General features: G+C 70.4%; 13 protein-coding genes. 5 read left to right on the forward strand and 8 right to left on the reverse strand.

Annotation, left to right across the window (positions count from 1 at the left end; genetic code table 11):
• Nucleotides 1–155: 155 nt before the first annotated feature.
• A complete protein-coding gene (locus ACQPYK_RS01345) occupies nucleotides 156–1,514 on the reverse strand; it encodes a cytochrome (protein ID WP_433248893.1) in 1,359 nt (452 codons plus the stop codon).
• A 337-nt stretch (nucleotides 1,515–1,851) separates the two neighbouring features.
• Here ACQPYK_RS01345 and ACQPYK_RS01350 point away from each other — a divergent pair, with 337 nt between their 5' ends.
• Entirely contained in the window at nucleotides 1,852–3,024 is a 1,173-nt protein-coding gene (locus tag ACQPYK_RS01350; RefSeq protein WP_433248896.1) for an acyltransferase family protein, read from the forward strand.
• Between the two features lie 212 nt (nucleotides 3,025–3,236).
• Complete coding sequence (locus ACQPYK_RS01355) at nucleotides 3,237–3,755, forward strand: FBP domain-containing protein (protein WP_433248899.1); 519 nt, start codon at nucleotides 3,237–3,239, stop codon at nucleotides 3,753–3,755.
• Between the two features lie 151 nt (nucleotides 3,756–3,906).
• On the opposite strand, the gene ACQPYK_RS01360 is transcribed toward ACQPYK_RS01355, so the two are convergent.
• Nucleotides 3,907–4,842 carry an NADP-dependent oxidoreductase gene (locus ACQPYK_RS01360; protein ID WP_433248902.1) on the reverse strand — a complete coding sequence of 312 codons (936 nt, stop codon included), beginning with the start codon at nucleotides 4,840–4,842 and terminating at the stop codon, nucleotides 3,907–3,909.
• Between the two features lie 112 nt (nucleotides 4,843–4,954).
• On the opposite strand from ACQPYK_RS01360, the gene ACQPYK_RS01365 reads away from it, so the two are divergent.
• Nucleotides 4,955–6,013, forward strand: a complete 1,059-nt coding sequence (locus tag ACQPYK_RS01365) for a GlxA family transcriptional regulator (RefSeq protein ID WP_433248905.1) — start codon at nucleotides 4,955–4,957, stop codon at nucleotides 6,011–6,013.
• 51 nt (nucleotides 6,014–6,064) lie between these two features.
• Here the strand turns inward: ACQPYK_RS01365 and ACQPYK_RS01370 are convergent, their stop codons facing one another.
• From ACQPYK_RS01370 to ACQPYK_RS01380, 3 genes are read right to left on the reverse strand one after another with little or no spacing between them, the layout of a single operon-like run.
• On the reverse strand, nucleotides 6,065–6,721 hold the full coding sequence (locus ACQPYK_RS01370; RefSeq protein WP_433248908.1) for a hypothetical protein: 657 nt from the start codon (nucleotides 6,719–6,721) through the stop codon (nucleotides 6,065–6,067).
• Between the two features lie 57 nt (nucleotides 6,722–6,778).
• Nucleotides 6,779–6,925 carry a hypothetical protein gene (locus ACQPYK_RS01375; RefSeq protein ID WP_433248911.1) on the reverse strand — a complete coding sequence of 49 codons (147 nt, stop codon included), beginning with the start codon at nucleotides 6,923–6,925 and terminating at the stop codon, nucleotides 6,779–6,781.
• Nucleotides 6,910–7,224, reverse strand: coding sequence for an FAD-binding protein (locus ACQPYK_RS01380; protein WP_433248914.1), 315 nt, complete (start codon nucleotides 7,222–7,224; stop codon nucleotides 6,910–6,912). Before ACQPYK_RS01380 ends, ACQPYK_RS01375 begins: the two co-directional genes overlap by 16 nt.
• Before the next feature lie 367 nt (nucleotides 7,225–7,591).
• On the opposite strand from ACQPYK_RS01380, the gene ACQPYK_RS01385 reads away from it, so the two are divergent.
• Entirely contained in the window at nucleotides 7,592–9,985 is a 2,394-nt protein-coding gene (locus ACQPYK_RS01385) for a polysaccharide lyase 8 family protein (RefSeq protein WP_433248917.1), read from the forward strand.
• Nucleotides 9,986–10,012: 27 nt separating this feature from the next.
• Here the strand turns inward: ACQPYK_RS01385 and ACQPYK_RS01390 are convergent, their stop codons facing one another.
• Both ACQPYK_RS01390 and ACQPYK_RS01395 read right to left on the reverse strand, forming a co-directional pair.
• The gene (locus ACQPYK_RS01390; RefSeq protein WP_433248920.1) at nucleotides 10,013–10,405 is read right to left on the reverse strand and encodes a DUF3291 domain-containing protein; all 393 of its coding nucleotides are present in this window, start codon (nucleotides 10,403–10,405) and stop codon (nucleotides 10,013–10,015) included.
• Nucleotides 10,406–10,418: 13 nt separating this feature from the next.
• Nucleotides 10,419–10,859 carry a DoxX family protein gene (locus tag ACQPYK_RS01395; protein WP_433248923.1) on the reverse strand — a complete coding sequence of 147 codons (441 nt, stop codon included), beginning with the start codon at nucleotides 10,857–10,859 and terminating at the stop codon, nucleotides 10,419–10,421.
• A gap of 107 nt (nucleotides 10,860–10,966) precedes the next feature.
• Between ACQPYK_RS01395 and ACQPYK_RS01400 the strand changes: the two genes are divergently transcribed.
• Complete coding sequence (locus tag ACQPYK_RS01400; protein ID WP_433258666.1) at nucleotides 10,967–11,488, forward strand: TetR/AcrR family transcriptional regulator; 522 nt, start codon at nucleotides 10,967–10,969, stop codon at nucleotides 11,486–11,488.
• Nucleotides 11,489–11,650: 162 nt separating this feature from the next.
• On the opposite strand, the gene ACQPYK_RS01405 is transcribed toward ACQPYK_RS01400, so the two are convergent.
• Nucleotides 11,651–13,603 carry an endo-1,3-alpha-glucanase family glycosylhydrolase gene (locus tag ACQPYK_RS01405; RefSeq protein ID WP_433248926.1) on the reverse strand — a complete coding sequence of 651 codons (1,953 nt, stop codon included), beginning with the start codon at nucleotides 13,601–13,603 and terminating at the stop codon, nucleotides 11,651–11,653.
• Nucleotides 13,604–13,736 lie beyond the last annotated feature (133 nt).

Here is a 13,736-nt window from a genome sequence, read left to right on the forward strand (position 1 = left end):
CGGAATCAGGCAGGATGGGAGTCTATTAAGGACAGACCATAAATGGTGAAAATTTAACTACCGAATAATCATCTGTACTAATCATCTGCTTCCGCACAGTAATCAGGGGAGGTCGCCTCGGTCCGGGAGCGGCGGGGCGACGGGTGGCCTCGCGATCACTGGCGTTCCCGGCGCAGCCCGCGCAGGAAGCGCCACAACGCGGAGCGGGGAGGCTCTTCGCCCGTGGGAGCCGCGGAGGGCGGCCGGGGCCGGGATCCGGCCGCGAACCCGAACGCGGCCTCGCTCGGCGGGAGGTAGGTCTGGGCCAGCTCGTACTGGACAGGCAGGGAGCTCAGCGAGCGGATGAACGGTGACGGCCGCCACGGCAGCCGGTCGGCCGGAAGCGCGAGTCGCAGGTTGGTGAACCGCTCGAACAGCCGGCTCACCGCGATGGTGGTGATACGGGTGGCCAGCCGCTGTCCCAGGCAGCGATGCGGTCCCGCGCCCCATGCCAGGTGGGCACGGGTGCTGCGCATGGCGTGACGGTCGAGCGCGCCCCGGAACAGCGGATCGGTGTGGGCGCCGGCCACCGACAGCATGACGGGGTCGCCCGCGGCGACGGTGAAGCGGCCCATGCGCACCTCCGCCGTCGGGAAGCGGAAGGTGAGGTTGGCCAGCGGCGGGTTGACCAGCGCGACGCGGTTCACCGTCTCCTCGATGGTCCCCGCGGACAGGCTCGCCCGCACATCGGGGTTGATCAGCACCTCGACGATGGTGTTGCAGATCAGGCTCGTGGTGAACTCGCCCGTGAGCACCGGCAGCACCATGAGCTCGCGGGCCACCTCGTCGAGGGTGAAGTGCGGATCGGCCGCCAGCATGTACGAGGTGAAGTCGTCGCCGGGGTTCTTCATCTTGTCGCGCGCCAGGTCGGTCACCGAGGCGAACATCCGCTGCGCCGCCGCCGCCGACTCCGGACCGGCGTCCACCATCCGCCAGACGTCCATGAGCAGCTCGTCGCCCTGCGCCGTCTCGAAGCCGAAGAGACGGTTGATGACCATCAGCGGGAGCGGCCGCGCGTACTGCGCGGACAGGTCCGCCCACCCGGTACGGGCGGTGCCCTCCGACAGTACGGTGATGAGGTCGTCGGCGTATTTCCTGGCCGCGTTCTCCAGGCTCTGGGCCTGCGGGAGCGTGTGATCCTGGAACGGCGCCAGCGCCGACGTCCACGCGTTGCGTATCCGCTCCAGCGACGCTCCGTCCTGGAACGCCAGATTGTCGATCTCGAAGACGGGGGAGATCGGCCAGTCCGCCGGCAGCCGGCCCTCGGCCCTGGCCCGCCAGTTGTCCAGGCGTTTGCTCCAGATGTTGCCCTCGTTCTGCAGGACCCGCAGCACCTCGGTGTATCCGAGGACCAACCAGACCGGCACGCCGAGAAGGTCGACGGGCGCGACCGGCCCGTACTTGGCGCGCAGGCGTTCGTGGACGAGAGCCGGATTCGAGTCGTAGTCCCTGGTGAGCAGGGGTTCCACGGGCATGGAGGACAGCGGTCCAGGAGGCGGTGCGGCCCACGCGTCGGGCATCAAGGGGATGCGCTGCCTTTCTCGTTCCGAAGTCCCGCCGGTGTGGCACGGCCGCTTCCGCGAGCGGCTGCGTCCCGGCGTGGACGTGGAAGAAAAAACTGGGTGTTTTTCATCACTATATGGGGGTCAAAAGGGGAACGTTCTGGATACATCGCCGCGGTCGCGCGATGGAGGGCGACGAGATCGCGTGTTTCCGTCCGCCTGCGGCACGGGCACGACCGTGCTCCGGGCGGCCGAGGACGCGGCCCTGCCGATGTCCGGGAACCGATGGCCATCGCCTAAAGTCGGGCGAATGGCCCCGACTCCCTCCCGGCTGGCCTGGCTGGACGCCCTGCGGGGGCCTGCCGCGCTGGCCGTCGCGCTGCACCATTCCGCCTGGACATTCCTGCCGGGCGTCTGGGCCGAAGTGGATCGCAGAATCGACGTCGGCACCTGGGGCGTCTTCGTGTTCTTCCTGGTCAGCGGCTACATCATTCCCGCCTCCTTGGAGCGGCGCGGTGACCTGCGAGCCTTCTGGATCGGCCGGGCCTTCCGCCTCCTCCCCCTGCTGGGCGTCGCGCTCGGCCTGGCGCTCCTGCTCGCCCACGGCGGCGCGTTCGCCCTCCATCCGGGCCTGGGTCTGCGTCCCCTTCCCCTCGTCGCGCTGGGGAACGTGACGATGCTGCAGGAACTGCTCGGTGTGCCCGCCGTCATCAACGTGATGTGGACGCTCTCCTACGAGATGGCGTTCTACCTGCTGGCTGTCGGGCTGTTCACCGTACGGCAGGCACACCGGTCGGCCGCGACCGCGATCGCTCTGGCGCTGCTGGCCGTACTTCTCGGGTTCGTGATGCCGGGCGCGGTCATCGGCGGGCGTGCCGACCTGGTCGCCGGGCTCCTCGGCGCCGCGGTCGTCGTGGTCGTCGTCGTGTCGGCGTGGGCGAGCGGCGGGACACGCAAGGCCGCCGCGGTGGCGGGCGGCGTCCTCGGCCTGGCGCTGGTGATCCTGGGCAGCCGGATCGGCGCGTGGCAGGGCCTGATCATCCTGGCCATGATGTTCGCCGGCACGGCCGTGTACCGCGCCGAGCAGGGGACGATCCGGTGGCGCACCGCCATCGCCGCCGTGCTGACGGTCCTGGCCTGCGGGATTTTCGCCAAGGACGACCCCGGCTGGGCGCCGGCGATCCTGTCGGCCGCCGGCTTCTTCGCGGCCGCGTTCGTGCTGCGGCACAGGCCGTTCCCCCGCTGGCTCGCCCATCTCGGAGTGATCAGCTTCTCCCTCTACCTCCTGCACCCGCTCCTGCTGCGGGTGAGCCCGAACCTTCCGGTGTTCTTCCTCGTCCTGGTGTCGCTCGGCTACCTGACCCACCGCCTGATCGAAGCCCCCGCCCAGCGCCTCGGCAGGCGACTGGTCCGGCGCGCCGCGAGGCGACCCGCCGTCGCCGCCGCTGCCCAGGCGCCGTCTCATGGACCTCGCGAGGCCTGAGCGAACCGCGCCCCCGGGGGCTCGCAGCGACCCGCAGGAAAAACCTAATGCATCCAGGATTAAGCCTTGCAATACTAGTTTCCTCTTGATGGAAGTGCCGCATGGCTTATTCAGACGCGGCGGCGGAGCACATGACGGATGTGGTCACGAACCTGGCGGGCACCGCCGGTTCCGGACGTGTCCCGGTGCCCGCGTCGGTGTGGAGGCGAAACATGAATCCGATCGGTGAGAAGGAGATACGCGCGTCCTTCGTCAACTGCTCCAAGGGCGAGGCGCGCAGGCTCAACCTGCCCAGGGGACTGCCCGAGCTCCCCTGGGAGGATCTCGATTTCCTGGGCTGGCGCGACCCGGGCGCGCCGGACCGCGGCTACGTGGTCGCCGAGCGGAACGGCGACCTCGCCGGCGTCACGCTGCGTCTCGCGCAGGAGGTGCGCAGGAGCTTCACCAAGAGCACCGTCTGCTCTCTGTGCATCACCCCCCACAGCGGCACCGGCGTCGCCCTGTTCACCGCGCCCAGAGTGGGTGCCGCGGGTCGCCAGGGCAATACGGTCGGCACTTATATATGCGCCGACCTAGCCTGCTCCCTCTACGTGCGCGGCAGGAAACAGACCGACTTCGGCACGCAGTTCGAGACGCTCACCGTGCCGGAGCGGGTCGCCCGCACCGTCGTCAATCTGGAGGCGTTCCTGGACAAGGTCTTCGAGGACAACGTGAGTCCCATGGACGTCTGAGCCTCCGGGCCGTTGTCTCCGCCTGTCTCCGCCTGCCTTCGCCCGTCTCCGCCGCGGGTGCGGCGGGCCGGCGTCGTCGTGGCGGGCCGCCGCGTCCGGCCCTCGTAGGCGTCGCCGTTTCCGGAACGGCGACGTGCCCGCCGGCGATCCCCTAATCGACGACGGTGAGGACGATCTTTCCGCTGGTGCGGCCGCCCTCGCCGATCTCGTGCGCCTTGGCCGCCTGATCGAGCGGCAGGACCGTGTCGATCGTGGCACGCAGCCGTCCCGCCTCGACGAGGGCCGTGATCTCCTTCAACCCCGCGTGGTCGGGCTCGACGATCGTGAACCCGGCCCGCAGGCCGAGCTCACGCGCCTTGGCCGCCAGATGCGCCTCGGCCGGTGAGGCCAGCGACACGACGATGCCACCGGGGCGCAGGGTCCGCAGCGAGCGCGGCCCGTAGTCGCCCCCGATGGTGTCGATCACGATGTCGACGTCGCCGACCGCCGAGGCGAAGTCCACCAGGGTGTAGTCGATGACCTCGTCGGCGCCGAGACCGCGCACGAAGTCGTGCTTGGCCGTGCGGGCGGTGCCGATGACGTACGCGCCGCGGGCCTTGGCGATCTGGACGGCGAGGTGGCCGACGCCGCCCGCCGCGGCGTGGATCAGCACGCGCCGGCCGGGACGCACGTCGGCCGCGTCCACCAGCGACTGCCACGCGGTGAGCGCCGCCAACGGGAGCGCGGCGGCCTCCACATGGGAGAGCCCGGCCGGCTTGCGGGCGAGGTGCCGGGCCGGGGAGGTCACGTACTCCGCGTACGTGCCCGCCGGTTGCGGCAGGCGCGGCATGCCGTACACCTCGTCACCGGGCTTGAAGACGCTCACGCCGAGCCCGACGGCCTCGACCACGCCGGACACGTCCCACCCCAGCCTGACCGGCGAGTCGCCCAGCAGTCCCCCGGTGGACCGGTGCCACCAGTCGGTCGGGTTGACTCCGGCCGCGTGGACCCGGACGAGCACCTCCGAGGTCCCGGGCTCCGGCCGGTCCACCTCGACCATCTTCAACACCTCGGGTCCTCCGAGCGAGTCCTGACCGATAGCGCGCATAGTCCTGCTCCCTTGCTCTCGTGTGGTCGCCTGGCGGCGTACGTACGACATTGCCGGAACCGGCCGACGCCTCACGAGTGGCCAGATGGACAATATGTGAAAGGATCTGGCCATGCATCGAGTCGTCGTACTGGCCCTTGAGGGTGTCTATCCGTTCGAGCTGAGCATCCCGGTCCGGATCTTCGGCACCGTGGCCGGAAAGGACGGCGAGCCGCTCTACGAGGTGATCACCTGTAGCCTCGACGGCGGTCCGGTCAGGACGGACGCCGACTTCACCGTCACCGTGGAGCACGGAGTCGAGGTCTTCGAGACGGCGGACACCCTGGTGATCCCCCCGTTCGTCTGCGGCCCCACGGAAGACAGGAACTGGCTGCCCGAGCCGCTGGCCGAGGCGTTCCCCCGCCTCCGGCCAGGCGCCCGCATCGTGTCGCTCTGCACCGCCTCCTACGTCCTCGCGGCAGCGGGCCTGCTCGACGGACGCCCGGCCACCACGCACTGGAACGACGCCGACCACTTCCAGCGGACGTTCCCGAAGGTCAAGGTCGATCCGGACGTGCTGTTCGTCGACGACGGCGATGTGCTCACCGCGGCGGGAGTCGCCGCCGGCGTCGATCTGTGCCTGCACCTCGTGCGCCGCGACCACGGCACCGAGATCGCCAACTGGGTGGCTCGCCGCTGCGTCGTACCGCCGTGGCGCGAGGGCGGCCAGGCACAGTTCATCGAACGCCCGGTGCCCGAGCCGTCGGCGGCCACCACGTCCGCGACCCGGGTGTGGGCACTCGAACAGCTCCACCGGCCGCTCTCGCTGGCCGAGCTGGCCGGGCACGCGCGGATGAGCGTCCGCACGTTCTCCCGGCGCTTCCGCGACGAGGTGGGGATGACCCCCGGCCAGTGGCTGGTCCAGCAACGCGTCCAGCACGCGCGCCGCCTGCTGGAGACCACCGACCTGCCGGTGGACCGCGTCGCCGGCGAGGCGGGCTTCGGGACCGCCGCCTCCCTGCGCCAGCACCTGGTCACCACGATCGGGGTGTCGCCCACGACCTACCGCCACACCTTCCGCGCCAACGACCGCGCGCCGGCCGGCTACGCGATGGCGGGCGCCGGCGGTGTGGCGAGCGGCGCCTCCGCCGGCGCCGCGATCGACGACACCCTGAACGCCGAAGTCATCTGAGGCCTTCGCCGTCGATGAACGCGGCGATCCCCTCCGGAGGGATTCCCGGCGTCATCCGAGGACGGGGAAGTCGGCGCGGAACACATCGCGCGGGTCGCGAGCTCGCTTGAGCTCGCGCAGCCGGGTGAGGGTCCGCTCGGGGAAGGCCGTCGCGGCACTGTCGCCGGGAGCCAGGAAGCCGTACGGCTTGCGTCCGCTGACGTATTCGTCCAGCTCGGCGACGAGCTCCTTCTGCTCGGCGGACACGGCCCGCAGGATTCCCGCCGCCAGGTCGTCCAGCCCGGTCAGCAGCTCCACTCGGGACAGCGAGGGACCCGAGGCGCCGGGTCCGGCGGTGATGTCGCCCAGGTCGGACACCGCGACCACGCCGCGGCGGTCGGTGATCGCGCCGTCGATCTCGTCGAGGCGGCTCAGCAGCGCCCGGCCCTCCTCGGCGTCGCCCAGGTAGGCGGCGTCCAGCACCACCACGGGGGGCGCCTGGGGGAACCGCAGCCGGCTGACCCAGATCGACAGCTCGGGCGGCGCCTGCGCGGTGAGCTCCAGGAACGCCTCGAACACCTCGGGCGTGCACTCGTTCGGCCACATCATCCGCCCGCCGTACACGGTGGGCGCGGGGTACAGGTCGAACTCGACGGCGGTCACCAGCGCGAAGTCACCACCACCGCCCCGCAGCGCCCAGAACGGCTCCGGGTCGGAGCCGGGGCTCACCCGGGCCCGGGCGCCGTCGGCGTCGACGATGTCGAAGGCCCGGACACTGTCGGCGGCTCAGCCGTACTTTCGGCTGAACCAGCTCAGCCCGCCACCCAGGGTGTAGCCGGTCACGCTGACCGCGGGGCTGCTGCCCGCCAGCCCGGTCAGGCCGTGCGCTCCGGCCACGGACTGCACCTGACCCCACTTCACGCCCGCGCCCACGCGGGCCACCCGCTCCTCGGAGCGACCTCCACACTGTCCAGCCGTCCGGTGCGCAGCAGGATCGCCCCGTCGATGTATCCGGAGGCGCCATGCCCGCTCGGCTGGGCGGCCACCGCCAGGCCCGCCCGCCGGGCGTGCCGCACCAGAGCGGACACGTCCTCGACGTCCTCGGCCTCCACCACGGCCGCCACGGACTGCTCGACCGCCAGGTTCCACGGCTTGGCGGCCTGGTCGAACCCGTCCTCGCCGGGAAGCAGCACCCGGCCCCTGACCACGCTTCGCAGGCCGTCGTTCGTCATGTCACTTCTCCTCAATGATGAATCACGTGCTTGTTCGGGGTGCGCCCCCTTCCGCGCCGGCCGATGCCGCCGGCGGCCGTGAGGACGGCCGGTTCGTCACCAGATCAGGGGGCGTCGCCGGGGCAGGGGCCGTCGTCCCGGCGAAACGCACCGGTCGGACCGTCGGCGTCCAGGGGCGCGAGCCGTACGCCGGCACCCGGGCGGTGGTCACGGCGGCAACCCTACGAGGCGATTGGACCTATGTGCAGATCCAATATCGGGCCACCGGATTGGGCTGCTTCGGAGGGGCGCCCAGGTCGGTCCGAGCGGGTGGGACGGTACGGCGTGGCATCCGGGGCAGGAGTGATCACCCCGTGATAATCCACGCGTGAATGGATATTCCAGGCGATCATTCCTCCGGCTCGGCGGTGTCACCGCGGCCGGAGCGCTGATCCCGGCACCCACCACGCACCCGCCGGCCCCGACACCCACCACGCACCCGCCGGCCCCGGTGCCCACCACGCACCCGCCGGCCCCGGTGCCCACCACGCACCCGCCGGCCCCGGTGCCCACCACGCACCCGCCGGCCCCGGTGCCCGCCGCACGCATGGGGGACGACTCCTTCGCCCTGCTGCGCCGCCGATGGCGGGAGGTGACGGCTGGTTCGGGGTTCGACGCGGCGGCCGAGCCGTACCGGACCCGGCTGGCGCGGCTGGGGACGACGGCGGCCGGACACCGCGACACCATGGCGCCGACCGGCACTTCGCTCTGGCCCGACCTGGCGTTCCCCTCCTTCACCGGCACCCCGGCGCGGCTGCAGACGATGGCCCGCGCGTACGCCCTGCCGGGGACCGGCCTGACCGGCGACGCGAACCTGGCCGAAGCCGTCGCCGCCGGCATCGACCACTACCGTCGGCAGGTGTACGCCGCAGGCGCGGACCCGGTCGGCAACTGGTGGAACTGGTGGATCGGCACCCCCAAGAAGCTCCTCGACGCGGCCGTGCTGATCGGTTCACACCTGACGGACCGGCAGAGCGGAGCGCTACGGGACGCGGTGGACCACTTTCTGCCCGAGTGCCGTCTGGACGACTACAGCGGCACCAGCACCGGGGCCAACCGGGTGGACATGTGCGTGGTGATGCTGCTGCGCGCCATCCTCGGCTCCGATCCGCGGAAGGCCGCGCTGGCCGTCGCGGCGCTCTCCCCGGTCTTCCCCTACGTCCGCGACGGCGACGGGCTCTACCGGGACGGCTCGTTCATCCAGCACACCCACGTCCCCTACCAGGGTGGGTACGGAGCGGTGATGCTGTCCGGATCGGCGGTGCTGTTCGCGGTGCTGCGCGGCTCGCCGTGGGAGATCACCGACCCGAACAGGCAGATCGTCTTCGACGCCGTCGAGAGGTCGTTCGCGCCGGTCGTCCACGACGGATTCTGCATGGACCTCGTCAGCGGCCGCGGGATCGACAGGCAACCGTACGGTGACCACCGGAGAGGGCGCGCGATCGCCTCCTCGGTCTTGCTCCTGGGGGAGGCCGCCTCCCCCGCCGAGCGGGTCCGCTGGCAGGGCATGATCAAAGGTTGGGCACGGCGCAACACCGTCGAGCCCATGCTCAAGGCGGCCGAGAGCGGCGATCTGGGATTTCACGCCCGCCTCGCCGCGATCCTGGACGACGACGCGATCCCCGCGGCCGACGAACCCGTCGGACATCGGCTGTCGGCGATGAGCGCCCGCGCCGTCCACCGCAGACCGGGCTGGTGTGCGGGACTCAGCATGGCCTCCCACCGGATCGGCCACTACGAGCACGGCAACGGCGAGAACGTGCGAGGCTGGCACACCGGTTCGGGGATGCTCTACTGGTGGGGCGAGGGCCACGGCGACCAGTATTCCGACTCCTTCTGGCCCACCGTCGACCCTTACCGCCTGCCGGGCACGACCGTCTCCACCCGGCGGCTGGCCGACGGCGCCGGCGCGGAATGGGGCGACACCTGCCCGCCGGGTCGCTGGGTGGGCGGCGCCACCGATGGTACGTACGCGACGGTCGGCCAGCACCTGAACGGATTCGAGAGCACGATGGAGGCTTTCAAGTCGTGGTTCTTCCTCGACGACGCGGTGGTCTGCCTGGGTGCCGGGATCACCGGCGACGATGGTGTGCCGGTCGAGACCATCGTGGACAACCGCAGGACCGGCGCGTTTCTCACCGTGGACGACAGGGCGGGCTGGGCGCACCTGGAGGGCCACGGCGGCTATGTCGTGCCCTGCGCCCGCCTGCACACGCTGCGCGAGGAGCGTACCGGCGCCGGCCCGGTGACCCGGAGCTATGCGACCCTCTGGCTCGACCACGGTGTCGACCCCGCCTCGGCGAGCTACGTCTACCTGCTTCTGCCGGGTGCGAGCCTGGCGCAGACCCGGGCCCGCGCCGCCGACCCCGGCTGGGCGCGCGTGCTGGCCAACACCGCCCGCCGGCAGGGTGTCGGGGTCCCGTCGCTCGGGATCACCGCCGTCAACTTCTGGAACGACGGGGTCGCCGGCGCCCTGGCCGCCTCCGCCCCGTGCGCGGTCCTCGTCAGGGAGCGGGGTGACGGCACGGCCACGCTGACCGTGTCGGACCCCCGGTGCGACCTGAGCGAGCTGACCGTGATCTGGGACCGGCCGGTGGCCGAGGTGCTCCAGGCGCATCCGCTCCTGGAGAGCGCCACGACCGGCGCGAAGCTCACACTCGCCTTCGGACGGCTGTCCGACCGGGGCGGCGGCTCGCAGACGGTCACCGTACGGCTCGGCTAGCCGTCGAGCCCGGGGAACGGGACCCGGTCACGCGCGTTCCTTGGCGATGCGCTCCTGCGCCTCCTCCCAGCCGACGGGCAGCTGTCCGGCGGGCGCGTCCCAGAAGACGAACGTGGACGCGCGCATCACGGCGCGCTTGCGTCGCATGGCCGACTTGTGCGGCTCCGTGCGGGCGTAGGAGTGGATGGCCGCCTGGTCCTTCCACGCAGACAGCGTCCAGAACGTGCGCTTGAACAGCTCGGCCTTCAACGAGACGCCGACCGCGCCCGGCGACTTGAGCGCCTGACGCCACAGCACGAACGAGGTCAGCAGGAAGCCGGGCACCTGCCGCAGCGAACGCACCTCCAGGCGGGAGGCCATGATGACCACGGGGGCATCGGTTTCGGGGGTGCCGGTGGTGATCCAGGGGATGGTGGGCATGTCGGGTGTCCTTTCAGATGACGGCGACGGCGGCGACGACGAAGACGATCTGCAGCAGGATGCGGGGGATCAGCCGGGTGACGGGGCGCCCGTTGAGGGTGAGGCGACGGCGGGCGGCCGAGACGTTGGCCGGGAACATCGCGAGCATGAGCAACGCGAGCGCGCCCGCCGCCAGGGACGCGGTCGGCGGCAGCAGCAGTCCGGCGGCGCCCGCCAGTTCGAGCACGCCGGTGAGCGTGACCAGCAGGTCGGGCCGGGGAAGCTGCGGCGGCACCATCGCGATCATGTCGTTGCGCAGCTGTGCGGGCGCGAAGTGGGACACACCGGTCAGCACGAACATCAGCGCCAGTCCGCCGCGCAACGCGGGCTGCCAGCCGTCCAGTGCCTCCACTCCGGCCACGCCCAGCAGCCGCAGGGCGGCGAACCCGCCGATCAGGGCGAAAAGAGGGATCATGTCAGACTCCAAATCTTGTCAGTGGCAAGTTAGTGTTGCACCTAAACTAGACACTGACAAGTTCTATTCCCAGGGAGGCGAGTGCCATCAGTTACCATCACGGCAATCTGCGCAGGGTCGTCCTCGACGCCGCCGTCGAGGCGATCGGCGAAACGGGCGCGGCCACGTGGAGCCTGCGCGAGCTGGCGCGGCGTGCCGGGGTGTCCCACGCGGCGCCCGCGCACCACTTCGGCGACAAGAGCGGGTTGCTGACGGCGGTCGCGGCGGAGGGCTACACGCTGTTCGCCGACGCGCTGGCGGCGGCCGACGACGACCTGACGGAGATGGGGGTGGCGTATGTACGCTTCGCCGTCGAACGGCGGGGGTACTTCGAGGTGATGTTCAGGCCAGAGCTGTATCACGCCGACGATCCCGAGGTGAGCGCCGCGCGGGAGCGCGCCGGCACGGTGCTGGCCAGGGGCGCCGCGACCGTGCCCGTCGACGCGTCGCGGGCCAGGGACGTCCGGATCGCCGCCTGGTCGCTCGCACACGGGTTCGCCAGCCTGTGGCTGAGTGGCGCGCTGCCCGCCGACCTGGGCGACGATCCGGCGGCGGTGGCCCGTCCCGTCCTACGCATCCTCGCCGGGTGACGCCGCTTGCTCACCGGGTGGCGCGCTTGCTCGCCGGGCGCCGCTTACTTACTGAATGACGCCGCTGGGCGACCCAGACGTCGCGCCGGTGGTCGTGAGTCGTGGGCCGTTCCGGTCGAGTCCCGGTTTCGCGCCCGCCCGGCCCGGGCGGGCGCGAAAGGCTCACTTACGGCCGCTGCTGACCGCGTTGTACTGCAGGTCCTGCACGGAGAAGCTGCGCTTGACCTCCCACGGCGACGAGACCGTCACCGCGCCCACGGACGCCTTGTTCAGCCCGTACGCCAAGGGGAAGAGCTGCGCCTGGACACCGGCCTTGGCGTCGTAGCTCTGCTCCTTGCCGCCCACGGTCGCCTTCACCGTGGCCGCCTTGGTGAGGAACGACAGCACCTCGACCTTGTCGCGGGGCGTGGAGGTGCCCCCGCGCGGGTTCATGAACTTGGTCTGCGAACCCGACGTCGGCCTGGCCGCGACGAACTGCGAGCGGTGCGTCAGGTAGAGCGTGTCACGCACGATCGCCGGAGCCTTGCCGGTCTTCAGCCAGGTCAGGTAGTAGGACGAGATGTCCAGGTACGCCGAGTCGTTGTGCACCGAGGGGACGAACTGGGTGCCCTCGGAGAAGTCGTTCCACGTGGTGAGCTGGATCCAGTCGGCGTCACCCGAGATGGACTTCTCCCACGTCGTGCGCAGGTTCTCGGTGTTGTTGGCCTCGTCGTAGATGCTCTGGTTGGGCCGCTCGTCCTGGATCGAGACCGGCTGCATCCAGATCTTGTTAAGGCCGTGCGCCTTGGAGATGTTGGATTCGATGCCGCTCTGCTGAGCCGGGCTGCGGTTGCCCCAGTTGGAGAAGCCGTAGCTGATCGGCGCGAAGGCCGAGGCGTTGGACGAGAAGTTCAGGAAGACCGGGACCAGCGCGACGTTGATGCCGTGGGAGCTCTTCATGATGTTCATGAAGTTCTTCCACCAGGCGGCGCTCTGCTGCTCGGCCTTGAACGGAGAGATCACCAGACGGTTGTCGCCCAGACGGTAGACCGACTTGGACGCGGCCAGACCGGCCATGGCCGAGGCGAGCGTGCCGGCGTCGGTGTTCAGCGCGGTCATGTCCGGCATCAGCACGATCTTGAATCCGGGGTCGACCGACTCGGCGGCCTTGATCAAGGTCTTGAGCCGGTCCCAGTGGGCGCTGGTGAGGGAGAGCACGTCCACGGTGAAGCCGTCCAGCCCGGCCTTGGCCGCGATCTGCACCTCCTTCTTCATGTCGGCCAGCTGCCAGTCGCCGGACAGCACGTCCCGGGGGAAGGGACGGTCACGCAGCAGACCGCCGTACGCCGCGTGCTTGCCGCTCTCGCCGATGGGGTTCAGGTAGTTCTTGGCGTAGTAGTCGTCGCCCCCGGCCCTGTTGTTCAGCGAGACCGGGTACGGCGTGAAGTAGTGCGCGAACACCTTGTGGGAGGACGCGCGCAGTGCCGAGGTCGACGGCAGGTCGAACGGCAGCGGGCCGGCCGAGACCGGCGGGACCGTCGGGACCGCCTTGCCGTACGCCACCGTGAGCTTGGGCCCCTCGCCGCTGGTGGCCTGCGAGGAGTGCAGCACGCTCTGGACGTTCGAGGGAGAGGTGACGGCGAAGGAATAGTCGCCGTTACCGGTGAAGGCGGAAGAGACATCCAGCTTGGCCGTCTGCCCGCTGACCAGGCCCTTGGTGGTGGCCAGCACCGCGCCGGTGGTCGGCTGGTTGTTCCAGTTCATGGTGGATTCGGACCATGTTCCGGTGACCGGACGCACCTCGAGGACGGTGTCGGTCGTCCTGGCCGACTGCAGCTCCAGCGTCAGCTTGACGTTGGAGGCGTCGTCGGGCAGGTCCTTGAGGGTGAAACGGATATAGGAGCGGCGCTCGGTGTTGGTCGCGCCATCGGACGTGGCCGCGTTGGCCGAGAGCCAGGTGTGGCTGCCGTGCGGCTTGGTGGGGCCGGCCTGACTGACATAGGTGTCTTCGGCCGCTTCGACGGTCACCGTCTGGTCGGCAAGGGCGGTCGCGGCTGCGGGATTCACGGCCACCAGGTCGGTAACGGCTGTCAGGGTTGCTACTAACAGCGCCATCGCGCCTAAGCGAGGTCGCATGACGTCCTCCAGTTGCGACATGTCACGACATGTCATCTCGATGAAACGCGATCATCATAGGTAACGAAGATCACTTTTCGCCCCACTTTGCGCGTTTGAAGGACACGAACGGCGGCTCACTCCCACGGGCGTG

The sequence above is a fragment of the Streptosporangium sp. CA-135522 genome, assembly GCF_050949235.1.
Lineage (GTDB): Bacteria > Actinomycetota > Actinomycetes > Streptosporangiales > Streptosporangiaceae > Streptosporangium.